Source organism: Burkholderia sp. KCJ3K979, assembly GCF_016759955.1.
GTDB lineage: Bacteria > Pseudomonadota > Gammaproteobacteria > Burkholderiales > Burkholderiaceae > Burkholderia > Burkholderia orbicola.
Map to the genome: position 1 here is coordinate 1 of NZ_JACFYV010000103.1, position 22,298 is coordinate 22,298.

The 22,298-nt window shown below is 66.7% G+C and carries 17 protein-coding genes and 1 pseudogene; 12 read left to right on the forward strand and 6 right to left on the reverse strand.

Annotation, left to right across the window (positions count from 1 at the left end):
• Positions 1-190 (reverse strand): annotated as a pseudogene (locus H3O04_RS21020) (RNA-guided endonuclease InsQ/TnpB family protein); the annotation flags it as partial.
• An 89-nt stretch (positions 191-279) separates the two neighbouring features.
• On the opposite strand from H3O04_RS21020, the gene H3O04_RS21025 reads away from it, so the two are divergent.
• The 3 genes from H3O04_RS21025 to H3O04_RS21035 all read left to right on the forward strand — a co-directional run bounded on the left by H3O04_RS21025 (position 280) and on the right by H3O04_RS21035 (position 4,017).
• Positions 280-1,473, forward strand: coding sequence for a porin (locus tag H3O04_RS21025; protein ID WP_202588377.1), 1,194 nt, complete (start codon positions 280-282; stop codon positions 1,471-1,473).
• Positions 1,474-1,490: 17 nt separating this feature from the next.
• Positions 1,491-1,643, forward strand: coding sequence for a hypothetical protein (locus H3O04_RS21030; protein ID WP_202588378.1), 153 nt, complete (start codon positions 1,491-1,493; stop codon positions 1,641-1,643).
• A gap of 448 nt (positions 1,644-2,091) precedes the next feature.
• Positions 2,092-4,017, forward strand: coding sequence for an SMP-30/gluconolaconase/LRE-like region family protein (locus H3O04_RS21035; RefSeq protein WP_202588379.1), 1,926 nt, complete (start codon positions 2,092-2,094; stop codon positions 4,015-4,017).
• Between the two features lie 13 nt (positions 4,018-4,030).
• On the opposite strand, the gene H3O04_RS21040 is transcribed toward H3O04_RS21035, so the two are convergent.
• Positions 4,031-6,199, reverse strand: coding sequence for a TonB-dependent siderophore receptor (locus H3O04_RS21040; RefSeq protein WP_202588380.1), 2,169 nt, complete (start codon positions 6,197-6,199; stop codon positions 4,031-4,033).
• Positions 6,200-6,599: 400 nt separating this feature from the next.
• Between H3O04_RS21040 and H3O04_RS21045 the strand changes: the two genes are divergently transcribed.
• The gene (locus H3O04_RS21045) at positions 6,600-7,046 is read left to right on the forward strand and encodes a hypothetical protein (protein WP_202588381.1); all 447 of its coding nucleotides are present in this window, start codon (positions 6,600-6,602) and stop codon (positions 7,044-7,046) included.
• Between the two features lie 179 nt (positions 7,047-7,225).
• Here H3O04_RS21045 and H3O04_RS21050 read toward each other — a convergent pair whose 3' ends face one another.
• Complete coding sequence (locus H3O04_RS21050) at positions 7,226-8,191, reverse strand: PDR/VanB family oxidoreductase (RefSeq protein ID WP_202588382.1); 966 nt, start codon at positions 8,189-8,191, stop codon at positions 7,226-7,228.
• Positions 8,188-9,267, reverse strand: coding sequence for an aromatic ring-hydroxylating dioxygenase subunit alpha (locus H3O04_RS21055; RefSeq protein WP_011546949.1), 1,080 nt, complete (start codon positions 9,265-9,267; stop codon positions 8,188-8,190). The genes H3O04_RS21050 and H3O04_RS21055 overlap by 4 nt, the downstream gene beginning before the upstream one ends.
• Positions 9,268-9,468: 201 nt before the next feature.
• On the opposite strand from H3O04_RS21055, the gene H3O04_RS21060 reads away from it, so the two are divergent.
• On the forward strand, positions 9,469-9,957 hold the full coding sequence (locus tag H3O04_RS21060; RefSeq protein WP_006480545.1) for a MarR family winged helix-turn-helix transcriptional regulator: 489 nt from the start codon (positions 9,469-9,471) through the stop codon (positions 9,955-9,957).
• Positions 9,958-10,011: 54 nt separating this feature from the next.
• On the opposite strand, the gene H3O04_RS21065 is transcribed toward H3O04_RS21060, so the two are convergent.
• Positions 10,012-10,758, reverse strand: coding sequence for a TetR/AcrR family transcriptional regulator (locus tag H3O04_RS21065; protein ID WP_023475697.1), 747 nt, complete (start codon positions 10,756-10,758; stop codon positions 10,012-10,014).
• A gap of 170 nt (positions 10,759-10,928) precedes the next feature.
• On the opposite strand from H3O04_RS21065, the gene H3O04_RS21070 reads away from it, so the two are divergent.
• From H3O04_RS21070 to H3O04_RS21095, 6 genes are all read left to right on the forward strand, one after another.
• A complete protein-coding gene (locus H3O04_RS21070) occupies positions 10,929-12,110 on the forward strand; it encodes an isovaleryl-CoA dehydrogenase (protein ID WP_006480547.1) in 1,182 nt (393 codons plus the stop codon).
• A 31-nt stretch (positions 12,111-12,141) separates the two neighbouring features.
• Positions 12,142-13,749, forward strand: coding sequence for a carboxyl transferase domain-containing protein (locus H3O04_RS21075; RefSeq protein ID WP_006480548.1), 1,608 nt, complete (start codon positions 12,142-12,144; stop codon positions 13,747-13,749).
• A gap of 19 nt (positions 13,750-13,768) precedes the next feature.
• Entirely contained in the window at positions 13,769-14,554 is a 786-nt protein-coding gene (locus tag H3O04_RS21080) for an enoyl-CoA hydratase/isomerase family protein (RefSeq protein ID WP_011546952.1), read from the forward strand.
• 36 nt (positions 14,555-14,590) lie between these two features.
• A complete protein-coding gene (locus H3O04_RS21085) occupies positions 14,591-16,591 on the forward strand; it encodes an acetyl/propionyl/methylcrotonyl-CoA carboxylase subunit alpha (RefSeq protein ID WP_202588383.1) in 2,001 nt (666 codons plus the stop codon).
• Positions 16,592-16,928: 337 nt separating this feature from the next.
• Positions 16,929-17,132, forward strand: coding sequence for a hypothetical protein (locus tag H3O04_RS21090; protein WP_011694854.1), 204 nt, complete (start codon positions 16,929-16,931; stop codon positions 17,130-17,132).
• A 42-nt stretch (positions 17,133-17,174) separates the two neighbouring features.
• Positions 17,175-19,289 (forward strand): phosphocholine-specific phospholipase C, encoded by a 2,115-nt coding sequence (locus H3O04_RS21095; RefSeq protein WP_202588384.1) that lies wholly within the window; start codon positions 17,175-17,177, stop codon positions 19,287-19,289.
• Between the two features lie 87 nt (positions 19,290-19,376).
• Here the strand turns inward: H3O04_RS21095 and H3O04_RS21100 are convergent, their stop codons facing one another.
• Positions 19,377-20,696 carry a galactosyl transferase GMA12/MNN10 domain protein gene (locus H3O04_RS21100; RefSeq protein ID WP_202588385.1) on the reverse strand — a complete coding sequence of 440 codons (1,320 nt, stop codon included), beginning with the start codon at positions 20,694-20,696 and terminating at the stop codon, positions 19,377-19,379.
• A gap of 407 nt (positions 20,697-21,103) precedes the next feature.
• Here H3O04_RS21100 and H3O04_RS21105 point away from each other — a divergent pair, with 407 nt between their 5' ends.
• Positions 21,104-22,246, forward strand: coding sequence for a DUF2827 domain-containing protein (locus H3O04_RS21105; protein ID WP_202588386.1), 1,143 nt, complete (start codon positions 21,104-21,106; stop codon positions 22,244-22,246).
• The last annotated feature ends 52 nt before the right edge of the window (positions 22,247-22,298 follow it).

Genomic DNA, 22,298 nt, shown 5'->3' on the forward strand with positions numbered 1-22,298 from the left:
GAATACCGAGTTCCTTGCTGCTGCCGGTCGTCAGCACGTTCAGGTCGAATCCTGTAGGCCACTTTTTGCCCCACTTGAGCGCGTGTTTCTGCGTGTCGTTGCAGAAGTTCCAGACGTAGTTCACCGCACGGCTCTGCTTGTTAAGCAGTCCGTTGAGCGATTTCACCCGGTAGCGGTAGACAAGAATCATGCCGGTGATCCTAACCCGTGGAAGAAGCTGCCTGTCAACAGCATTCCTTTCCTTCCCGCCATCAATGGCGGGGTTTCTCGGAGCAACTGATGAACAAGCAACTGATCGCAGCGCCGCTGCTGCTCTCGCTCGCGGGTGTCGCCGCCGCGCAAAGCTCCGTCACGCTGTACGGCATCGTCGACGCGGGCGTGACCTATCGCAGCAACGAACGGGTCGGCTCGGCGGGCGCGTACACCGGGCATTCGAGCGTCGGGCTCACGACCGGCAACCTGTCCGGCAGCCGGTGGGGGATCAAGGGTTCCGAGAATCTCGGCGGCGGGATGCGCGCGCTGTTCGTCCTCGAGAACGGCTTCGACATCACCAACGGCACGTCCGGCCAGGGCGGCCGCCAGTTCGGCCGGCAGGCGTTCGTCGGCGTCGGCAGCGATCGCTACGGCACGGTCACGCTCGGCCGCCAGTACACGTCGCTCGACGATTTCGTGAGCCCGGTCGGCCCGTCGTCGTTCATCGGCGGCTTCGGCGCGCACCCGGGCGACATCGACGATCTCGACCAGACCGCGCGCGTCGACAGCTCGATCAAGTACACGAGCGCGAACTACTCGGGCTTCACGTTCGGCGCACTGTACGGCTTCGGCGGCCAGCCGGGCAGCATGAAGCAGCGCAACACGTGGAGCGTCGGCGCCGCATACGCGGCCGGCCCGTTGCGTGTGGGCGTCGGCTACGAGCGCTCGGACAACAGCAAGAAGGGCGCGACCGACCCGACGGCGGGCAAGTGGCAGAGCACCGACGACGGGCTGTTCAATTCGTCGATCAACGAAGGCTATGCGAGCGCGCAGTCGCAGCAGGTGATCGCGACCGGCGCGACGTACGACTTCGGCCCGGCCGTCGTCGGCGTGAACTACAGCAACGTGCAGTACCGCGGCGGCGCGCAGTCGCTGTTCAGCGGTCATGCGACGTTCAACGTCGCGGGCGTGTTCACGCGCTGGAACGTGCAGCCGCAGACGCAGCTGTTCGCGGGCTACAGCTACACGCGCGGCAGCGACGTCGACGGTATCGACAACCGCGCGCAGTATCACAACGTCACGCTCGGCGCGGTCTACGACCTGTCGAAGCGCACCAGCGTGTACCTGCTCGGCGCGTACCAGCATGCGTCCGGCACGACGCTCGACGCGCTCGGCCGGCCGGTGGACGCGACCGCGTCGGTGTCCGACAAGGCGAACGGCCATTCGTCCGATTCGCGGTCGCAGGCGATCGTGAGCCTCGGGCTGCGCCAGAAGTTCTGACGCAGCAGTCGTTGCGCGTGCAACGGGGCCCGCAGCCGATGCGGGCCCCGTTGTCGGCATGCTCGTCCGCAGCCGACGATGCACTGTTCCACCGGCCACGCGTGATCGACGTCGTCGATGCGCTGCCGAAATACTCGACGGCCGGCCCGACGCGCGATCCGGCGAGCTGAACGATCGCCGCCGCGTGCCGGTACGGCCGGTGCGCGGTTTTCCCCTCCGTATTCCCCCTTTCCCTCCCGCTCCGCCTTCCGTGCGCGAAATCGCAAAAAACCGATCGCGCCGGACAATATTTTTTCTCTTTCATTTTGATTTCGATTTGTAATAATCAAAGTGACTTCCGGGGAATGAAAAGGCAATGCGGTCATATCAGAAAAAATGACGTATTCGCATTGAATGACCCGGAACAAAATGCCGGGAAATGCGCTGAAACAGCATGGCTGGCAGGCCGTCGTGGGGCGGTTTGCGAGATTTTGCGATCGTTGACGAAAAAGCGCCGTACGGCAAAACGCGTGGAGTGAATAATTCGGGGGAACGGCGAATGTGGATTTACCCGAATCACCAATATTTCACGCGCCGCGATTTACAGTGTCGATCATTGTTCGTCTGGGAGCATTATTCATGTCAATGAAACAAATCCGCGCGGCGTTGCTGATCATGTGCATGGCAATGCTGGCGCCGGCTAGCCACGCGCAGGCGCAATACTCGACCGACTGGCTCGCGAACACGTACGGCACGCTGGCCTCGCACGTCGGCAACGGCGCGCGCTCGATGTGGGTCGCGCCCGAAGGCGTGATCTACACGGCGTCGCGCTGGGACGAGAACGCGGGCGGCGTCGCGATCTACCAGAACGGCCAGCCGCTCGGCACGATCGGCATCCACGACGAATTCCATGGCGGCGCGATCACCGGCAATTCGACGTCGCTGTTCGTCGCGCTCGGCTACAACCGCACGTTCGGCAGCGGCTCGGTGGGCCGCTACAACCGGAGCACGAACCAGCGCGACCTGCGCATTCCGGTCAGCACGTGGACGGGCATCCAGTATGCGGACGTGATCACGGGCCTCGCGACGGGCGGCAACCTGCTGTACGTGAGCGACTTCTACGGCAACCGCGTGCGCGTCTATACGACCGATGGCGTGTGGCAGCGCGACATCGGCGTCACAGGCCCCGGCGCGCTGGCGCTCGATGCGGCCGGCAACCTGTGGGTCGCGCGCAAGAGCGCAGGCGTCGTCGCGCAGTTCAGCCCGACCGGTACGGCGATGAACACGCTCCAGATGGCGGCCGGCGCGCGGCCGGCGTCGCTGTACTTCGATGCGTCGATGGGCCGGTTGATGGTGGGCGACGAAGGGCCCGACATGAACATCAAGCTATACGGCGGGCTGCCCGGGCTGCCGGTGCAGGTCGGCACGTTCGGCGTGCAGGGCGGCTATCTCGACACGACGACGGGCATCAAGGGGCAGGTCGGCGACAAGCGCTTCACGCGCGTCGCGGCGCTCGGCAAGGATGCGGCCGGCAACCTGTACGTGCTGAACAACGCCTGGGGCGGCGGCTGGGATCTCGGCCGCAACGGCAGCACCGATCTGCATGCGTACAGCCCGGTCGGCACGCTGCAATGGAAGCTGCAGGCGCTGAACTTCGAGGGAATCGCCGCGCCCGATCCGGTGACGGACGGGACGTTGTTCTATAGCGGCAACAACATATATACGGGCACGGCGGGCGGCACGTTCGTCGCGAACACGGTCGACCCGTTCACCTATCCGAAGGACCCGCGCCTCGACATGAACGACTATCAGCGCGGCCAGCACTTCGGGCAGCTCGTGAGCGTCGGCGGCAACCGGATCCTCGTCGCGTCGGGCCAGAACCCGGGCAACTTCAACTTCTACTACTTCAACACCGCGAGCGGCTACATCGCGATTCCGGCCGGTTCGCTGCCCGGCAAGCCGTTCAACACGACGCTGCAGGTGACGGCCGGTTTCGACATCGACGGCAACGGCGACGTGTGGGCCGGCCTGAACGGCTCCAACGTGATCACGCGCTACCCGATGACGGGCTTCGACGCGACCGGCAAGCCGTCGTGGGGCAAGCCGGTGACGACGGCCGTGCCGAGCAGCGTGGCGCCCGTCACGCGCATCATCTACCAGGCCGACAGCGACACGATGATCCTGGCGCAAGGCCTGGCAGGCAACTGGGACTGGACCGCGATGAACGGGCACATCGAGGTTTATCACGGCTGGAAGAACGGCAACACGAGCGCGCCGAACCCGGTGATCAACCTGACGAGCGCGAACCCGAAATCGATCGCGGCGGCCGGCCACTACCTGTTCGTCGGCTATGTGCACACGGTGCCGAACATCGACATATACGACCTGAACACCGGCGCGCTCGTTACGACGCTGACGAATTCGAACCCGTCGGCGATGGACGTCGGCAACGACGTCGATTCGATGTACGGCGTGCGCGCGTACCTGCGTTCGACCGGCGAGTACGTGATCACGAAGGACAACTACAACGGGTCGAGCATCGTCGTGTATCGCTGGCGTCCGTGAGCACGCCGGGGCGTCAGAACGATACCGTCGTCGTCAGCGTGACGAGCCGCGGCTCGCCGACCGCGACGATCAGGTTGCTGTTGCTCGACGGATAGTAGGTCTTGTCGAGCAGGTTCTTCACGTTGAGCTGGAAGCGGGTCGGAAACTTGCCGATCGTCGTTTCGTACGCCGCGAACGCGTCGACGCTCACGTAGCCGGGCAGCGTGAAGCTGTTCGCCGTGTCGCCGGAGCGGGCGCCGACGAGACGCGCGCCGCCGCCGAAGCGCCAGCGCCCGGGCAGGCTCGCGATGGCCGTGTCGTATACCGCGAACAGGCTGCCCGTGTGGCGCGCGACGTTGACGAGCGGCGTGTTGCTGTCACGATCGTTCGCGTTCGTATACGCATAGCTGCCGATCACGCTCAGGTGGCGCGTGATCTGCCCGGCCACGTCGAGCTCGATCCCGCGCGAGCGCGCGGTGCCGATCGTCGACGTGATGTCGCCGACCGTGACCGCGACGTTGCGCTTGTCGATCTGGTACACGGCGAGCGTGCCCGTGATCGCGGGCTTCAAGCTGAACTTCAGCCCGGCCTCGAGCACGCGGCCGTATTCCGGCGCGAGCGGCGCCGCGACGTTCGACGCGACGTTCGGCTTGAACGAGCGGCTCACGTTCGCATAGGCGGTGAGCGCCGGCGTGAGCGCATACGCGAGCCCGAACTGCGGCAGCCAGACGCTGCCGCGCGAGCGGTCGGCGAACGCGAACGGCCGGCCCATCCCCGATTCCTGCTGCCAGTTTTCCCAGCGCAGCCCGCCCACCGCGGTGAGGCGGTCGGTGATCTTCACCGAATCCTGCACGATCGTCGAATACGCATGCACGACCGAGCGCGAATCGCTCTGCTTCGCGTTGGGCATGCCGCCCGGCGCGAGCAGGCCGTACACGGGATCGTAGAGATTGAAGCCCGTCGTCGCCTTGCCGCGGATCGTGTCGCCGCGGAAGCTGCGCTGCCGCTCGTATTCACCGCCGACGTAGATCGCGTGCTGCATCCCCGCGAGCGTCACGTTGCCGAGCAGGCCGAGCGTCGCGATCTGGTCGGAATCGTTGCGCCCGAGGTTCGCGTCGGACGAGCGCGTCAGCGCGCCGGTTCTGCTGTTGAACGCGGTGGCGCGGGTGATGTATTGGTCGTAGCGGTCGCGGCCCCAGCCGTAGGTCGCGCGCACGCGCCATGCATCGGAGAAGCGGTGCTCGATGCGCGTGCGCAGCGTTTCCTGGATGCCGCTGCTTTGCGACCACGCTTCCTCGTAGCGGCGATAGCGCAGTGCATCGTCGAGCTGGCCGTTCACGAGCACGGTGCCGCGGTCGAACGGCATCGTGTAGTCGACGTACTGGTAGCTGACGTCGATCGACGTGTTCGCGTCGTGCCACGACAGCGCGGGCGCGATCAGCGCGTTGCGTTCGCGGCCGAAGCTGCGCCAGTAGCGGCTCGTGTCGTATTCGCCGGTCAGCCGGAAGGCGAGCGTGCCGCCCGCGACCTGGCCGGGCTTGCCGAGCGGCCCCGTGAGATCGAACTGTGCGTTGCTGCCGCCGTGGTTCGTGCGCGACGCGGAGATCGAGCCGCCGAACGTGTCTTCCGGCTTGCGCGTGACGAGGTTGATCACGCCGCCCGGGTCCTGCATCCCGTACAGCAGCGAAGCGGGGCCCTTCAGTACTTCGACGCGATCGATCGTCGCGAGATAGCTGTGCAGCACCGGCGTGCGCACGCCGTCGACCAGCACCGAGCCGTCGTTGTTCGATCCGAAGCCGCGCTTGATGAACGCGTCGCGCGTGCCGCCGAGCGTGTTGGTCTGCGTGACGCCGCTGATGTTGCCGAGCACGTCGTCGAGCGAGCGCGCCTGCTGGTCCTGCATCACGCTGCTGCTGACCACCGCGACCGATTGCGGAATCTCTTTCAGCGCCCGGTCGTCGCCGCCCGCGATGCTCGTCGTGCGCGGCTGATAGCCGATCGTCGGATCGACGGCGGCCGAGGCGTTGATGCTGATGGCCGGGAGTTCGTGTTCGGTGGTCGATGCAGCGGCGGGCGCGGGCGCCACGGGTTCGGCGCCGGCCGCGTGCGCGCCGCTCGCGACGCACAGGGTGAGCAGGGCAGGCAGGGGCATGCGCCACGGATGCAAGGTCCGGGCGCGGCAGGGCGTTCGACGGGATGGCATGAATCGATGCAGGAAGAGGAATGCTAAGGATCGTGTGGCGGGTGGCAGTGTTGCGGTGGGATCAGCGTGCGCATTATATATGTAATGAGAATCGTTTTCAATTGTAATGGGGCGGCCGGCCATGCGCGGTACTCGGTTGCCGGGCTGTCGGCCGTCTGCTACCGTAGCGGCCAAAATCAGACGCAGTGAAATTCAACGAGAGAGCCGGGGGCCGCACCATGTCATCTTCCTGTCCCGTCGCGTTCGGCGCGACGCCACGCACCGCGCACGCGCGTGCGGGCGATGAAGTGATCGCAGCCGTGTACCGCCATTCGAACGATTAAAGCGACGCAAGCGCATTCAATCGGCATCGCGCCGGGCTTCGATCATTTCAACCACCACGCTAGACGGGAGACCACCCATGAAGAAGATTTCCGCGCCGTTCGCGGCGGCCGCGCTTGCGGCCTGCGCGCTGCTGGCGGGCGTTCAGCAGGCCGCCTGTGCGGCTTCGAACGCCGAACCCGCGATCGACGCGCACTACGGCGCCGTGATCGAGGCCTATACGCAGGACATGGCCGCCGCGAAGACGAAGTACGACGGCAAGCGCCTCACGTTCGTCGGCGCCGTGATCCGGATGGGCAGCGACCCGGGCGGCACGTACTTCGGCGCGCTGACGGCCGACGGTGAGCAGTTCGACACGCATTTCGACGTGCCTGACCAGGATGCGCTGAAGCCGAAATTCCCCGGCGGCGAGATCAAGCCGTTCGTCACGTCGTCGGCGTTCCGGTTCAGCTGCGTGAACGAAGGCTATATCGATGCGCCGGTGCTGCCGGGGTTGAAGCTCGCGCATTGCCGGCTCGCCGATTGAGTTGAGCGATGGGCGGGCGCCGGCGTGCGAGGGGCGAGCCCGCTCGGGGTGCAGCAGCAGCCGCTCGATCACGCGCCGCGCGCGATCTTGATTGACGGCCGGACAGGATGCGCCATCGATCGTCTCCCGTAGGGTGGTCAGCCGCCGCGTGTCGGGCGGTCCGTCTACCGCCTGCGGATCTACAGATCGAGTACCAGCAGGTCGGTTCGTGATCGTGAGCAGCACGGCATGAACTGGTCGCCGGCCGCCTTTTCGTCGTCGGTCAAGTACGTATCACGATGATCGGGCTCGCCTTCGAGCACGCGGGTCAGGCAGGTACCGCACACGCCTTGCTCGCACGACGTCAGCACGTCGACGCCGTTCGCCGCCAGTGCCGCGATCACCGTGCATTCGGCCGGCACGTCGATCACCTTGCCGCTGCTCGCGATTTGCACCTGGAATGCGCGGTCGGCGCCGGACGACACGACCGCGCCGCCGAAGAACTCGTAGTGCAGCCGGGCTTCGCTCCAGTCGCGCTCACGCGCGGCGTTCAGCGCCGCATCCATGAAGCCGCGCGGGCCGCATACGTACAGATGCGTGCCGTCGGGCGCGGCGGCGAGCACGGCAGCCAGATCGAAGCGCTGCGCGGGATCGCCGTCGTCGACGTGGAAGCGGACGCGATCGTGAAACCCCGCCGTGTTGATCCGCTCGACGAAGGCCATGCGATCGGTCGAACGCGCGCAGTAATGCATGTCGAACGGCATGCCGGCCGAACACAGCCGTTCCGCCATGGCGAGAATCGGCGTGACACCGATCCCGCCGGCGAGCAGCAGATGGTGCGGCGCGTCGGGCGCGAGCGGGAATTGATTGCGCGGCAGGCCAATCCGCACGGTATCGCCTTGCCGGACTTCGTCGTGAATCGCGCGCGACCCGCCGCGACCGTCGGCCTCGCGCAGCACCGCGATCTGATAGCGATCGCGTTGCTCCGGATGGTTGCACAGCGAGTACTGGCGCACGAGCCCGCCCGGCAGATGCACGTCGATATGGGCGCCTGCGTCGAAGCGCGGCAAGGGCGAGCCGTCATCGCTGACGAGTTCGAAGCCGCAGATGTCGCGCGCTTCCTGCCACTTGCGCGCGACCCGAACCGTCAAGGTCGCGCCGCTCATGACGCTGCCTTGACCTGCGCGACCGGAATCACGGGCCGCTGCGGGCTCGCCGCGTGTTCGGCGGCGAGCAGCCGGTCGATCACCTTGCGCGACAGCACGCCGCCGGCATCGATGTTGAGCTTGAGGAGCGTGCGCTCGGGCCATTGCTCGAGATTGCGCTGCTGGCGCTCGAGCATCTCGAGATCCTCCGCGAAGATCTTGCCCTGGCCTTCGCGGATCTCGGCGGTCAGCGCGGCGTCGTCGGGCCGGAAGTTGCGCGCCATCCCCCAGAAGTACCAGATCGACGTGTCGGTCTCGGGCGTGATGAAGTCGACCACGATCGACGACGCCTTCTTGTTCGGCGGCGCATCGTAGCCGCCGTGGCCCGCATGCGCGACGCCTACTTCGATCATCACGTGGCTCGGCGGCGTGAAGCGGCAGATCTGCCAGCGGTCGACCGGGATGTCGTCGGCGAGGCCGTTGCCGCGCAGCGCCATTCGCCAGAACGGCGGCGGCATCACGTTTTCCATGAAGCGGCTCGTGACGACTTCGTCGCCATGGCTGGTGGTCTTCGGCGGCGCTTCGTCGATTTCCTTCTGGCCGATGCTCGACGCATGCACGTAGGTTTCGTGCGTGAGGTCCATCAGGTTGTCGATCATCAGCCGGTAATCGCAGCGGATGTGATACAGGCCGCCGCCGTGCGCCCAGGCCGGGTCCTCGGCCCAGGCGAGCGCCGGCAGTTTGGCGGGATCGGCTTCGGACGCATCGCCCGGCCAGACCCACACGAAGCCGTACCGCTCGACCGCCGGGAAGCTGCGAATCGACGGAAACCCGCCGACGCGCTGGCCCGGCATGCCGGCCGGCTTGCCGTTGCAGCCCATTTCGAGCCCGTGATAGCCGCACACGAGCACGCCGTCGCGCACGAACCCGAGCGACAGCGGCGCGCCGCGGTGCGGGCAGAAATCCTCGAGCGCCGCGACCTGGCCGTCCGCCGCGCGGTACAGCACCATCGATTCGTTGCAGATCTTGCGGCCCAGCGGCTTGCCGTCGATCTCGTCGGGCGTGCATGCCACGTACCACGCGTTCTTGAGAAACATGTTCCTTGTCTCCTTCGGGGCGGTGCCGCCGGGGAGGCGGCCCGATCTTCATTCCGTGTACTGAATGAGATTCAGTGTACTCATCGATATGGGCCGGGGCAAGGCGGGCGGTATACTGGTTTTCCCGGGAAATGGCGCGAAGCAGCGCCATGCCGACGGTGCGCGCAACCGGTGCGTGCCGCCTATGTCATCGACTCATTCATGGAAAAAACGACTCCCGCCGACCTGCCGGCTTTCCCGATCGACCTGTACGACGAACCCGGGCACTTGATCCGGCGCGCGCACCAGATCGCGGTCGCAATGTTCTACGAGAAGCTGGGCCGGGACGTGACGCCCGTGCAGTACGCGGTGCTGCGGATGCTGTACGAGAATCCGGGGCTCGATCAGGTGACGCTCGCGCAGCGGGTCGCGCTCGACACGTCGACCACGGCCGATCTCGCGGTCCGGCTCGAAGCGAAAGGTTTGATCGTCCGCGAAGTGCTGCCGCGGCGTCAGCGGCGCCTGCTGTTGACGCCGGCGGGCGTCGAGCTGCTCACCCACCTGATTCCGTCGGTGACGGAATTGCGGGCCGGGCTGTTCGACGGGATGGGCGAGGACGATTCGCAGGAACTGATGCGTCTGCTACGCAAGTTCGTGCATTTGAACAACGAGCAGAGCCGCGCGCCGCTGCGGGTGAGCGAGGATTCGTAACGGCGCGGCGCCCGGAGCGATGGCGCAGAAGGGCGGCGTGCGCCGCTTCGGCCGTCATCCGCGTGACGCTTCGCCTTCCAGCCGCCGCACCGCTTCCGCGACTTCGTTCCTGAAGCGCACCAGCGCCGCCTGCTCCGGCGCCGGCGGCTGCACGGCGGCCCACAGCATGTCGATCAACTGCGTGGCCGTCGTTTCCGTATCGAGCTTGCGGTGCCCGAGGATCGCGTCCCACAGCACGTGCTCCATCGGCCCGAACACCATCGAGCGCAGCAGGCTCAGCGGCAGATCCGCGCGAACCTGCCCGGCCGCCTGGCCGCGTGCGAGCACGTCCATCAGCGGCGCCGTGTAGCGGCGCTGCAGCGCGGTGAGCTCGTCGCTCAGCGCATGCTGCTTCGCGCGGCCTTCCGACAGCACCAGTGCGCACAATCCCGTGCCGTTCACGAGCATCAGCCGCAGGTGGGTCCGCACGATGAACGCGAACTGCTGCTGTACCGACGCGTCCCGCGGCATCCCGTGTTCGAACGCGGCGATGATTTCGTCGTACCAGTCGGCGATCACGCGCGCGCACAGCTCGCGTTTGCCGCGGAAATAGCTGAACACCGTCGCCTCCGACACCCCCACCCGCTGGGCGATCTCGGCGGCCGTCGCATGCTCGTAACCTTTTTCGGCGAACACTTCACGGCCGGCGCGCAGGATGTCCTGCACGCGCTGCTGGGATTTGCGTCCGGCGGGTGCGCGCGACGAGTCGGCGCGGTCGGCTTTGGCGGTGGCGGTCATGGTGTCGGCGGGAGCGGCTGTCATCCTTGCATCATATCTGAGTATCACTCATAAAACTATTGACGGCGAACCCGGCGAGGCGCGAAACTGTGCAAAATTCCCGCTGTATTGGTCAATGAATCGACGTATTCATTCGATTTGAGCGAAACTCAGAAATCGGTGAGTACGACACACTTTCTGAAGACGGAGGAGACATGATCAACCTGCCCGGCGTGCAATTCATGCTCGGTGAAGACATCGAGATGCTGCGCGACGCCGTCGCGACGTTTGCGGCGAAGGAAATCACGCCGCGAGCGGCGGAGGTCGACCGTACCGACCAGTTCCCGATGGATCTGTGGAAGAAGTTCGGCGATCTCGGCGTGCTCGGCATGACCGTCTCCGAGGAATACGGCGGCGCGAACATGGGCTACACCGCGCACATGGTCGCGATGGAAGAGATCTCGCGCGCATCGGCGTCGATCGGCCTGTCGTACGGCGCGCACTCGAACCTGTGCGTGAACCAGATCCACCGCAACGGCACCGAAGCGCAAAAGCAGAAGTACCTGCCGAAGCTCGTGTCGGGCGAACACATCGGCGCGCTCGCGATGAGCGAGCCGAACGCCGGCTCCGACGTCGTCAGCATGAAGCTGCGCGCGGACAAGCGCGGCGACCGCTACGTGCTGAACGGCACGAAGATGTGGATCACCAACGGGCCCGATTGCGACACGCTGGTCGTCTACGCGAAGACCGATATCGAAGCCGGCCCGCGCGGCATCACCGCATTCATCGTCGAGAAGGGGATGAAGGGCTTCTCGGTCGCGCAGAAGCTCGACAAGCTCGGCATGCGCGGCTCGCACACGGGCGAGCTGGTGTTCCAGGACGTCGAGGTGCCGGAAGAGAACATCCTCGGCCAGCTGAACGGCGGCGTGAAGGTGCTGATGAGCGGCCTCGACTACGAGCGCGCGGTGCTGTCGGGCGGCCCGACGGGCATCATGGCCGCGTGTCTCGACGCGGTCGTGCCGTACATCCACGACCGCAAGCAGTTCGGCCAGGCGATCGGCGAGTTCCAGCTGATCCAGGGCAAGGTCGCCGACATGTACACGACGTTCCAGGCGTGTCGCGCGTACCTGTATGCGGTCGGCCGCCATCTCGACTCGGCGGGCAGCGACCATATTCGCCAGGTGCGCAAGGACTGCGCGGGCGTGATCCTCTACACGGCCGAGAAGGCGACGTGGATGGCCGGCGAGGCGATCCAGATCCTCGGCGGCAACGGCTACATCAACGAATACCCGGTCGGCCGGCTGTGGCGCGATGCGAAGCTCTACGAGATCGGCGCCGGCACGAGCGAGATCCGCCGGATGCTGATCGGCCGCGAGCTGTTCGCGGAAACGATGTAACGCCCCACGTCACGCGAACGGAGCCCCGTCGATGCCGATCATCGAATCGAAACTGAACCCGCGTTCGGAAGACTTCCGCGCGAATGCCGCGGCGCTCGAGGCGGTCGTCGCCGACCTGCGCGCGAAGATCGAACAGCTCGCGCAGGGCGGCGGCCAGGCCGCGCGCGACAAGCACCTGTCGCGCGGCAAGCTGCTGCCGCGCGACCGCATCGCGCAACTGCTCGATCCGGGCGCGCCGTTCCTCGAGTTCTCGCAACTCGCGGCGAACGGCATGTACAACGACGACGCGCCGGGCGCGGGCGTCATCACCGGGATCGGGCGCATCGCCGGCCGCGAATGCGTGATCGTGTGCAACGACGCGACGGTCAAGGGCGGCACGTACTACCCGGTCACCGTGAAGAAGCACGTACGCGCGCAGGAAATCGCCGCGGAAAACCGGCTGCCGTGCGTGTACCTCGTCGATTCGGGCGGCGCGAACCTGCCGAACCAGGACGACGTGTTTCCCGATCGCGACCACTTCGGCCGCATCTTCTTCAACCAGGCGACGATGTCGGCGGCGGGGATCGCGCAGATCGCCGTCGTGATGGGCTCGTGCACGGCCGGCGGCGCATACGTGCCGGCGATGAGCGACGAGTCGATCATCGTGAAGGACCAGGGCACGATTTTCCTCGGCGGGCCGCCGCTCGTGAAGGCCGCGACCGGCGAGGAAGTGAGCGCCGAGGATCTCGGCGGCGGCGACGTGCATACGCGCCTGTCGGGCGTGGCCGACCATCTCGCGCAGAACGACGCGCATGCGCTGTCGATCGCGCGCAACATCGTCAGTCACCTCGCGCCGAAGATCGCGCCGCCGCTCGCGCTGCGCGAGCCGAAGCCGCCGCGCTACGACGCGAAGAGCCTGTACGGCGTGATTCCGGTCGACACGCGCAAGCCGTTCGACGTGCGCGAGGTGATCGCGCGCATCGTCGACGATTCGGAATTCGACGAATTCAAGGCGCGCTTCGGCACGACGCTCGTCACGGGCTTCGCGCACATCTGGGGCCATCCGGTCGGGATCGTCGCGAACAACGGCATCCTGTTTTCCGAATCGGCGGTGAAGGGCGCGCATTTCATCGAGCTGTGCTGCCAGCGCAAGATCCCGCTCGTGTTCCTGCAGAACATCACGGGCTTCATGGTCGGTCGCAAGTACGAGAACGAAGGCATCGCGCGGCATGGCGCGAAGATGGTGACGGCCGTGTCGAACGCGAAGGTGCCGAAGTTCACGGTGATCATCGGCGGCTCGTTCGGCGCCGGCAACTACGGGATGTGCGGCCGCGCGTTCGGCCCGCGTTTCCTGTGGATGTGGCCGAATGCCCGCATTTCGGTGATGGGCGGCGAGCAGGCCGCATCGGTGCTCGCGACCGTGCGTCGCGATGGCATCGAGGCGAAGGGCGGGTCGTGGTCGGCCGAGGAAGAGGATGCGTTCAAGCAGCCGATTCGCGATCAGTACGAGCGCCAGGGCCATCCGTATTATGCGAGCGCGCGGCTGTGGGACGACGGCGTGATCGACCCCGCGCAGACGCGCGACGTGCTCGGCCTCGGCCTGGCCGCGTCGATGAACGCGCCGATCGACGACACGCGCTTCGGCGTGTTCCGCATGTAACGCCCGGGAGGACTGACCGATGCGATACGAAACGATCAAGGTAAGCGAGGCCGGCCGCGTGGCGACCGTCACGCTCGCGCGTCCCGACGTGCGCAACGCGTTCAACGAGACGACGATCGCCGAGCTGACCACCGCGTTCGAATGGCTCGATGCGCACGAAGGCGTGCGCGCGATCGTGCTGGCCGCGGAAGGCGCCGCATTCTGCGCGGGCGCGGACCTGAACTGGATGAAGAAGATGGCCGGTTACTCGGACGACGAGAACCGCGCCGATGCGCGCAAGCTCGCGCGCATGCTCGAAGCGATTTATCGCTGCGGCAAGCCGGTGATCGCGCGCGTGCATGGCGACGCGTATGCGGGCGGCGTGGGCCTCGTCGCGGCGGCCGACATCGCGATTGCCGCCGACGGCGTGAAGTTCTGCCTGTCGGAAGCGCGGCTCGGGCTGATTCCCGCGACGATCGCGCCGTACGTCGTGCGTGCGATGGGCGAGCGTGCGGCGCGCCGCTACTTCACGACGGCCGAGGTGTTCGACAGCACGCGTGCCGCGTCGCTCGGGTTCATTCACGATGCGGTGCCGGCCGACGCGCTCGACGAAACGGTCGCGAAGCTGGCGGCGACGCTCGTCGCGAATGGCCCCGACGCGGTGAAGGCCTGCAAGCGGCTCGTCGCCGATGTGGCCGGCCGCGCGCTCGACGCGACGCTGATCGAGCAGACCGCCGAGTGGATCGCGAAGACCCGTGCCGGCGCGGAAGCGCGTGAAGGGATCGCGTCCTTCCTCGAAAAGCGCACGCCGTCGTGGCGTGAATGATCGCGTGACCTCAACCTTCCGGACGACATCGAAGCCATGTTCGACAAGATTCTGATCGCCAACCGCGGCGAAATCGCGTGCCGCGTCGCCGCGACGTGCAAACGTCTCGGGATCGCGAGCGTCGCCGTCTATTCCGACGCGGATGCGAACGCGAAACACGTGGCCGCGTGCGACGAGGCCGTACATATCGGCGGCTCGGCCGCGGCAGACAGCTACCTGCGCATCGAGCGCATCATCGACGCCGCGCGTGCGACCGGCGCGCAGGCGATTCACCCCGGCTACGGTTTTCTGTCGGAGAACGAAGATTTCGCGCAAGCGTGCGAAGCGGCCGGCATCGTGTTCATCGGGCCGCCGGTCGACGCGATCGCGGCGATGGGATCGAAGGCCGCCGCGAAGGCGCTGATGCACGCGGCCGCCGTGCCGCTCGTGCCCGGCTATCACGGCGATGACCAGGACGCGGCTAACCTGCATCGCGAGGCCGATCAAATTGGCTACCCGGTGTTGCTGAAAGCCAGCGCGGGCGGCGGCGGCAAGGGGATGCGCGTGGTCGAGCGCTCCGAGGACTTTCCCGCGGCGCTCGCATCGTGCCAGCGCGAGGCGGCAAGCAGCTTCGGCAACGATCGTGTGCTGATCGAGAAATACCTGACGCGCCCGCGTCACGTCGAAGTGCAGGTGTTCGGCGACACGCACGGCAATACCGTGTACCTGTTCGATCGCGACTGCTCGGTGCAGCGCCGTCACCAGAAGGTGCTCGAGGAAGCGCCGGCGCCGGGCCTGCATGAGGACGTGCGCCAGGCGATGGGCGAAGCGGCCGTCGCGGCCGCGCGCGCGGTCGGCTATGTCGGCGCGGGCACCGTCGAATTCATCATGACGGGCGAAGCGTTCTACTTCATGGAAATGAACACGCGCCTGCAGGTCGAGCACCCGGTGACCGAGATGGTCACGGGGCTGGATCTCGTCGAATGGCAACTGCGCGTCGCGTCCGGCGAGCCGCTGCCGCTGAAGCAGGAGGAACTGCGCGTGCAGGGTCATGCGCTCGAAGCGCGCCTTTACGCGGAGAACCCGGTGCGCGGCTTCCTGCCGTCGACGGGCACGCTGAAGCATTTGCGGTTGCCGGCAGGCGTCGAGTTCGACATCGGGGCGTCGGTGCGCGTCGACAGCGGCGTACGTGAAGGCGATGCGATCACGCCGTTCTACGATCCGATGATCGCGAAGCTGATCGTCCACGGCGCGGATCGTGCGGAAGCGCTGGGCCTGATGCTGCGTGCGCTGCGCGCGTGCGAAGTGGTCGGCCTGCATACCAACGCCGCGTTCCTGCAGCGGATCGTTGCGTGCGAGCCGTTCGCGATCGCCGATCTCGACACGGGCCTGATCGAGCGCAACCACGATGCGCTGTTCGCGCCGCAACAGCCGCCGCGTGCGACGCTTGCACTCGCCTGCGCGGCGCTGCTCGCGCGCGAACGGGGCGCCGCCGCGCAGGAAAACGCGTCGCCGTGGAGTTCGCTGCCGGACTGGCGGCTGAACGGCGGCTATCGCCGCACGCTCGAATGGCATGCGACCGATCGCGAAGCCGATGTGACGGTCACGTACGAAGACGACGGCGCGGGCATGCGCATCGCGATCGGCGACGCGGCCGTGCAACCGTTCGCGTGGACGCACGGCGCCACGCCGCTCGATTTCGACGTGACGATTGGCGGCGTGCGCAGCAGCGGCCGCGTGTATGCGGACGGCGACACGTTCCATGTGTTCACGCAGGGTGCGGCCGAGACGTTCGAATGGCGCAACCTGCTCGCGCATGCGGGCGACGCGGAGCAGGGCGGTGGCCGCCTGACCGCGCCGATGCCCGGCAAGGTGATCGCGGTGCTGGTCGAGCCGGGGCAGAAGGTCGAAGCCGGTACGCCGCTGATCGTGATGGAAGCGATGAAGATGGAGCACACGATCGGCGCGCCGAGCGCGGGCGTCGTCGCTGAAGTGCTGTACGGCGTCGGCGATCAGGTCGCGGACGGCGCGCAGTTGCTGATGATGGCGGAAGGCTGAGCAGACCTTGTTGCTGTACGTGGGCCGGTTGCCGTGGCGGCCGGCCCGCAAGAAAGCGCTTCGTAATTTTCCGTACGCCTGTGGCCGTGGCCGCGGCGATGCGGCTTCGATATCGACAACACGCGAAGAAGCTATACGCCTAAGCAACATACATCTTTCGAAGGCCTTACGATCTTCGCCGTTCCTGCCACACCATCGCGTGCCACGCGCAGTGCGCACCTCCATCTTCCCGCCCCTCGACACCGTCGTGTAACAAGTCGAACATAGCATCTCGGCGTCGATATGACCGGCGCGGGTTCGCGTCCGCGTCACGTCATCATCCTCACGGAGAACCGTTATGCGAACGTCGGCCCTACGGCCTTTCGCGGTTGTCGGCCTGATCGCGCTGACCGCCGTCCTCGGCGCCTGCAACGACGACCTGACCGCACCCGCCGCGCCCGTCGCGCAGCAGAAGGCCGCGTGCGGCGGCGCGGTGGTCGCCACCGCGCAGATGCGCTGCCCGCCGGGCTTCACCGCGCCTGCGTCGTCGCCCGCTTCCTGATACCGGCCGTTTCCACCAGAAAACCCATCAAGAGCAACCAGCATGGCCACTCATTCGCGACGCGATTTTCTGAAGTTCTCGGCCGGCCTCGCCGGCGCGACCGCCGCCACCGCACTGCTGCCGGAATCGATCCGCAAGGCGCTGGCGATCGAGCCGAACACCGTGACGGGCACGATCCAGGACGTGCAGCACATCGTCGTGTTCATGCAGGAGAACCGCTCGTTCGACCACTACCTTGGTCACCTGAGCGGCGTGCGCGGCTACAACGACCGCTTTCCGGTCACGCTGCCGAACGGCAAGCCGGTGTGGTTCCAGCCGCGCCAGGAGGACAAGTCGAGCGTGATCGCACCGTTCCGCTACGACACGACCAATCCGGGCGTCAACGCGCAATGTATCGGCGGCCTGCCGCATACGTGGGCGACGACGCACGGCGCGATCGACAACGGCCGCGCGGATCAGTGGGCCGTGCAGAAGTCGAACATGACGATGGGCTATCACGTTCGCGACGACATCCCGTTTCACTACGCGCTCGCGGATGCGTTCACGGTGTGCGACAACTACTTCTGCTCGATCCCCGGCAACACGCACCCGAACCGCATGTACCTGATGACGGGCATGGTCGATCCGCTCGGCACGGGCGGCGGCCCGCTGCTCGACAACACCGACTACATCGACAACCAGTTCGACAAGATCCAGTTGCCGCCTTTCAGCTGGACGACCTACCCGGAACGGCTCGAACAAGCCGGCATCTCGTGGCAGATCTACCAGCAGGGCACCGGGTTCGACAACTTCACCGGCAACTACGGCACGAACATGCTGGCGTGCTTCAACAACTTCGTGAATGCGCCGGCCGGTTCGTCGCTGCAGACGCGCGGGATGAGCACGCGTCCGATCACGCAGTTGAAGGCCGACGTGCAGGCGAATGCGCTGCCGCAGGTGTCGTGGCTGCTGCCGCCCGCCGCGTATTCGGAGCATCCGAAGTTCACGCCGCTGTACGGCGCGTACTACCTGTCGACGATCCTCGATGCGCTGACGTCCAACCCGGACGTGTGGAGCAAGACCGTCCTGCTGATCATGTACGACGAGAACGACGGCTTCTTCGACCATGTCGTGCCGCCGTCGGCGCCGACGCTGCCGGGCTCGGGCATGAGCACCGTCGACGTGTCGCTCGAGCGGCACAACGTCGTGACCGCGACGCAAACCGGCACCTATACGGCCGACAACCTGCCTTACGGCCTCGGCCCGCGCGTGCCGATGTTCGTCGTGTCGCCGTGGTCGAAGGGCGGCTTCGTGTGCTCGCAGGTGTTCGATCACACGTCGGTGCTGCAATTCATCGAAAAGCGCTTCGGCGTGGTGGAGACCAACATCTCGCCGTGGCGCCGCGCGATCTGCGGCGACCTGACGTCGGCGCTCGACTTCTCGAAATCGGATGCGACGCTGCCGACCCTGCCGAACACGCAGGCGTACGTCGCGCAGGCGGACCTGCAATGCTCGCGTGCGTCGTCGCAGACCGCGCCGGCCAGCACCGCGCAGCAGGTCGTGACCGCGCAGGAACCCGGTACGCGGCCGGCGCGCGCGCTGCCGTACGAACTGCACGTCACCGGCCAGCTTCAGGCGCAAGGCTACGTGCTGACGTTCGCGAATACCGGCACGCAGGGCGCGCACTTCTGGGTCTATACGGGCGACCCGACCGCGATGCCGCGCCGCTATACGGTCGAAGCCGGCAAGCAGCTGACCGATACGTGGGCGCTCGATGCGAACGGCAACTATCTGGTGAGCGTGTGGGGGCCGAACGGCTATTTCCGGCGCTTCGCGGGGTCGGCGGCGGCGGATGCCGCGGCCAAGCCTGAAATCACGCCGTGCTACGACACCGCGAACGGCGACGTCTACGTGACGATCGCCAATGCGGGCACCGGCCCGCTCACGGTCACGGCGACCGATGTCGCGTACGGCGGCGCGGCGCGCACGCTGACGGTCCCGGCCGGGCAGCGCATCGAAGCGCATTGGGACCTGTCGTGCAGCAGCCACTGGTACGACCTGCAGTTCGCGGTGGCGGGCAATGCCGGCTGGACGCGCCGCATCGCGGGGCACGTCGAGACCGGCAAGCCGAGCATCACCGACCCGGCGGCCGTGGCGCCGACGATCGCGGCGATCTGACGACGGCACCTGATGCGACGACGCGCCGTCCGGTTGAATCCGGCCGGCGCGTCGTGTTTGTACGTCGAGGGTATGGCGGCGCTTGTGTCAGGGCAGCAGCCCGTCGTCATGCGCCATCATCAGCGCACGCATCGCGGACCACATGCCGTAGTAATGCACGATGTAGCTGTCCGCGCGGCGAAACAGCCAGGGCGTGTTGAGGCTGACGAGGTCGGTCACGCCTTCGCGTTGCAACTGCCCGTCGCGCTCCATCGCGCGAATGAAATGCAGCTGGTCGCCGTCGCTCGCATAGACGCTCGAGCGGTCGTGCAGCGCGGCGATCGTCGTCATCAGGTCGCGCAGCATCGCGTCGTTGCGTTCGGTGCGGCGAAACGCCATCACGCCGGAATTGAACGCCCATTGGCCGATATCCTGCGCGAGCAGCCAGTCGCGTCCTTCGAGCAGCGGCGCCAGCGGCTGCTGCTGGTTCGCGATCAGCACGTCGGCATCGAGCCACACGACCCATTCATGGTGCTGCAGGTAGGCGTGCAGCAGCCACGGCTTGAACCAGTTGCCCGTGGCGTTCAGCCCGATCTCGGCGGGGATGTCGCGATGCACGTACAGCGTGTAGCCGTGCGCGTCGCAGTAGCGCCGGAAATTCCGTTCGGCGACGCGTGCATAGCTGCCGATGTTCGGCGTGTACAGCATCATCAATGCGATCGGCCGGCCGGGGTTGTACGTGCTGCGCTCGGCGGTTTCGTCCGGTGCTGCGGCCGCGTGATCGAACGCGAACAGCGGTCGGCCGGCGGCGCGGCAACGATTGACGTACGCGACGAGCGTGTCGCGAAAGCGCGGCGTCGCGCCTTTGCGTTCGGGATCGTGCGGCGTGTCGTCGAGGCTGATCGCGAACGTCGGTTCGCGGCTCCACATCGGATCGAGGTCGGGGCCGGACGGCATGACCGCGTACAGCCCGTCGATCGGCGTCATGTAGCGATGCGTATCGAGCTCCGCGAACAGCGCGGCTTCCGACGTCAGCCTCGGCTCGCTGCCGAGCTTGCAGCGCTGCACGAGCCGCATCACGATCGCACGCACGTCCGGCGTGTTGCGCCAGATCTGCACGTCGACTTGCGGCAGCGGCGACGCGAATGCATCGACCAGCAGCATGTCGCGCCCGGTCATCAGGCGGTCGAGCGCGACGGGCTCGATGATCGCCGCATCTTCGCTGAGCAGCAGCACGAGTTCGTCGGGTTGCGCGCCGCGCAGCACGTGAAGCAGCGATTCGTAGCGATGGAGCGGGCGCAGCGGCAGCGCCTGCGGCATGCAGGATGCATCGACGATCTCGTGACGATAGCCGTGCCCCTGCGCGTACCAGCGGTGGTTATCGAGGCTCGCGGGCGCGTGCTGGCTGAAATGACTGAGGACGATCATCGCGCGCTCCGAATGCCGGGAAGCGCGCACACGATCCGCGCGGTACGCGTCGGCTCGGCATGCCATCCGGATACGCTGACCCGCGAGCGCCGCCCCGGTTCGTCGTGGAGGGTCTGGAAGCCTTGCGCGGCATCATGTTCCATGCTTTGTGTGCCCTGGTCTTGATCGTGGTGCGGCGAGGTCGTGTGCTGCGCGCCCGAACGCGCCGAGAAAGCCGGCCGCCGGGCGGCACGAGTATCGCATAACGATCGGGCGGATTGGCCCGGCCGGGGCGGCCGCTGACCATCCCTGACAGTGTGCGGCCGGCGCTCCGCTAGAATGCCGGATCGCCGCCGCTTGACGCGGGCGGCGCGTCAAGCGCTACACTGCGCCATGCCATTCCCGTTCAACCTTCCATCCTGCCGACGATGACGTCTCCTGTCCTGACCGGCCTGCGCATCGGTATCACGATCGGATTGCGTGCCCCCGACGAAAGCCTGTGGATCAACGGCATCAAGCAGAACGCGCTGTTCCTCGCGAAGCTGCTGATGGCGTCGCCGCACGGCTACCGCGTGACGCTGGTCAACACGACCGACGTGCCGCTGACCGATGCCCTGCCGTGGGATCGCAACGTGTTCGACACGCGCGCGTTCGCCGACATGAAGGACGCGCTCGACGTGGTGATCGAGCTCGGCGGCCAGATCGACGGCGAGCAGACGGCCTACCTGAAAGCGCGCGGCGTGAAGCTGATCAGCTATTGCTGCGGTGTCGAGTACATCAACGCGATGGAGTCGATGCTGTTCGGCCGCCGGCTGTGGGATTCGCTGTTCATCAACCGCGGCTACGACGAGGTGTGGGCGATTCCGCAGATCGCGCCGTCGTCGCTGCCGTTCCTGCAGTCGCTGCGCCGCTGCCCGGGGCGCGTCGTGCCGTTCGTGTGGGACCCGATGTTCCTCACCGAACGCGCGCGGTCGCTGCCCGAGCACGGCGAATACCGGCCGCGCGGCGAGCCCGGCAAGCGGCTCACGGTGATGGAGCCGAACCACGACGTCGTGAAGTTCTGCGTGTATCCGATGCTGATCATCGACGAAGCGTATCGCCGCGACCCCGACGCGATCTGCTTCACGCACGTGACGAACGCCGATCGCCTCGCGCACGACAGCCCCGAGTTCGTGATGCTGATGAACTACCTGGACATCGTGCGCGCGGGCAAGGCCAGCTTCGTCGGGCGCTTCGATACGCCGCTGTTCCTGGCCGACCTGACCGATATCGTCGTGTCGCACCAATGGTCGAACCCGCTGAACTATTTCTATTTCGACGTGTGCTGGCAGGGCTATCCGCTCGTGCACAACGCGAGCCTCGCGCCCGATCTCGGCTACTACTATCCGGACAACGACGTGCAGCAGGGCGCCGATGCGCTGCTGCGCGCGCTGCACGCGCACGACGACGACTGGCAAGGGTATGCGCGGCGCCAGCGCGAAATTCTCGGCCGTTACACGTCGGCGAATCCGGCGCTCGTCGCCGAGTACGACGCGCTGCTCGCGAACCTGATCGGCGCGACGGCCGCCTGAGGTCGATGTTCCGCGGCGCACGTTCGGTGCGCCGCGGAACACCGACCTCAGG

Coding starts and splice junctions, on each gene's coding strand:
- H3O04_RS21025 (WP_202588377.1), top strand. CDS start 280: ATGAACAAGCAACTGATCGCAGCGCCGCTGCTGCTCTCGCTCGCGGGT.
- H3O04_RS21035 (WP_202588379.1), top strand. CDS start 2,092: ATGTCAATGAAACAAATCCGCGCGGCGTTGCTGATCATGTGCATGGCA.
- H3O04_RS21040 (WP_202588380.1), bottom strand. CDS start 6,199: ATGCCATCCCGTCGAACGCCCTGCCGCGCCCGGACCTTGCATCCGTGG.
- H3O04_RS21045 (WP_202588381.1), top strand. CDS start 6,600: ATGAAGAAGATTTCCGCGCCGTTCGCGGCGGCCGCGCTTGCGGCCTGC.
- H3O04_RS21050 (WP_202588382.1), bottom strand. CDS start 8,191: ATGAGCGGCGCGACCTTGACGGTTCGGGTCGCGCGCAAGTGGCAGGAA.
- H3O04_RS21055 (WP_011546949.1), bottom strand. CDS start 9,267: ATGTTTCTCAAGAACGCGTGGTACGTGGCATGCACGCCCGACGAGATC.
- H3O04_RS21060 (WP_006480545.1), top strand. CDS start 9,469: ATGGAAAAAACGACTCCCGCCGACCTGCCGGCTTTCCCGATCGACCTG.
- H3O04_RS21065 (WP_023475697.1), bottom strand. CDS start 10,758: ATGACAGCCGCTCCCGCCGACACCATGACCGCCACCGCCAAAGCCGAC.
- H3O04_RS21070 (WP_006480547.1), top strand. CDS start 10,929: ATGATCAACCTGCCCGGCGTGCAATTCATGCTCGGTGAAGACATCGAG.
- H3O04_RS21075 (WP_006480548.1), top strand. CDS start 12,142: ATGCCGATCATCGAATCGAAACTGAACCCGCGTTCGGAAGACTTCCGC.
- H3O04_RS21080 (WP_011546952.1), top strand. CDS start 13,769: ATGCGATACGAAACGATCAAGGTAAGCGAGGCCGGCCGCGTGGCGACC.
- H3O04_RS21085 (WP_202588383.1), top strand. CDS start 14,591: ATGTTCGACAAGATTCTGATCGCCAACCGCGGCGAAATCGCGTGCCGC.
- H3O04_RS21090 (WP_011694854.1), top strand. CDS start 16,929: ATGCGAACGTCGGCCCTACGGCCTTTCGCGGTTGTCGGCCTGATCGCG.
- H3O04_RS21095 (WP_202588384.1), top strand. CDS start 17,175: ATGGCCACTCATTCGCGACGCGATTTTCTGAAGTTCTCGGCCGGCCTC.
- H3O04_RS21100 (WP_202588385.1), bottom strand. CDS start 20,696: ATGATCGTCCTCAGTCATTTCAGCCAGCACGCGCCCGCGAGCCTCGAT.
- H3O04_RS21105 (WP_202588386.1), top strand. CDS start 21,104: ATGACGTCTCCTGTCCTGACCGGCCTGCGCATCGGTATCACGATCGGA.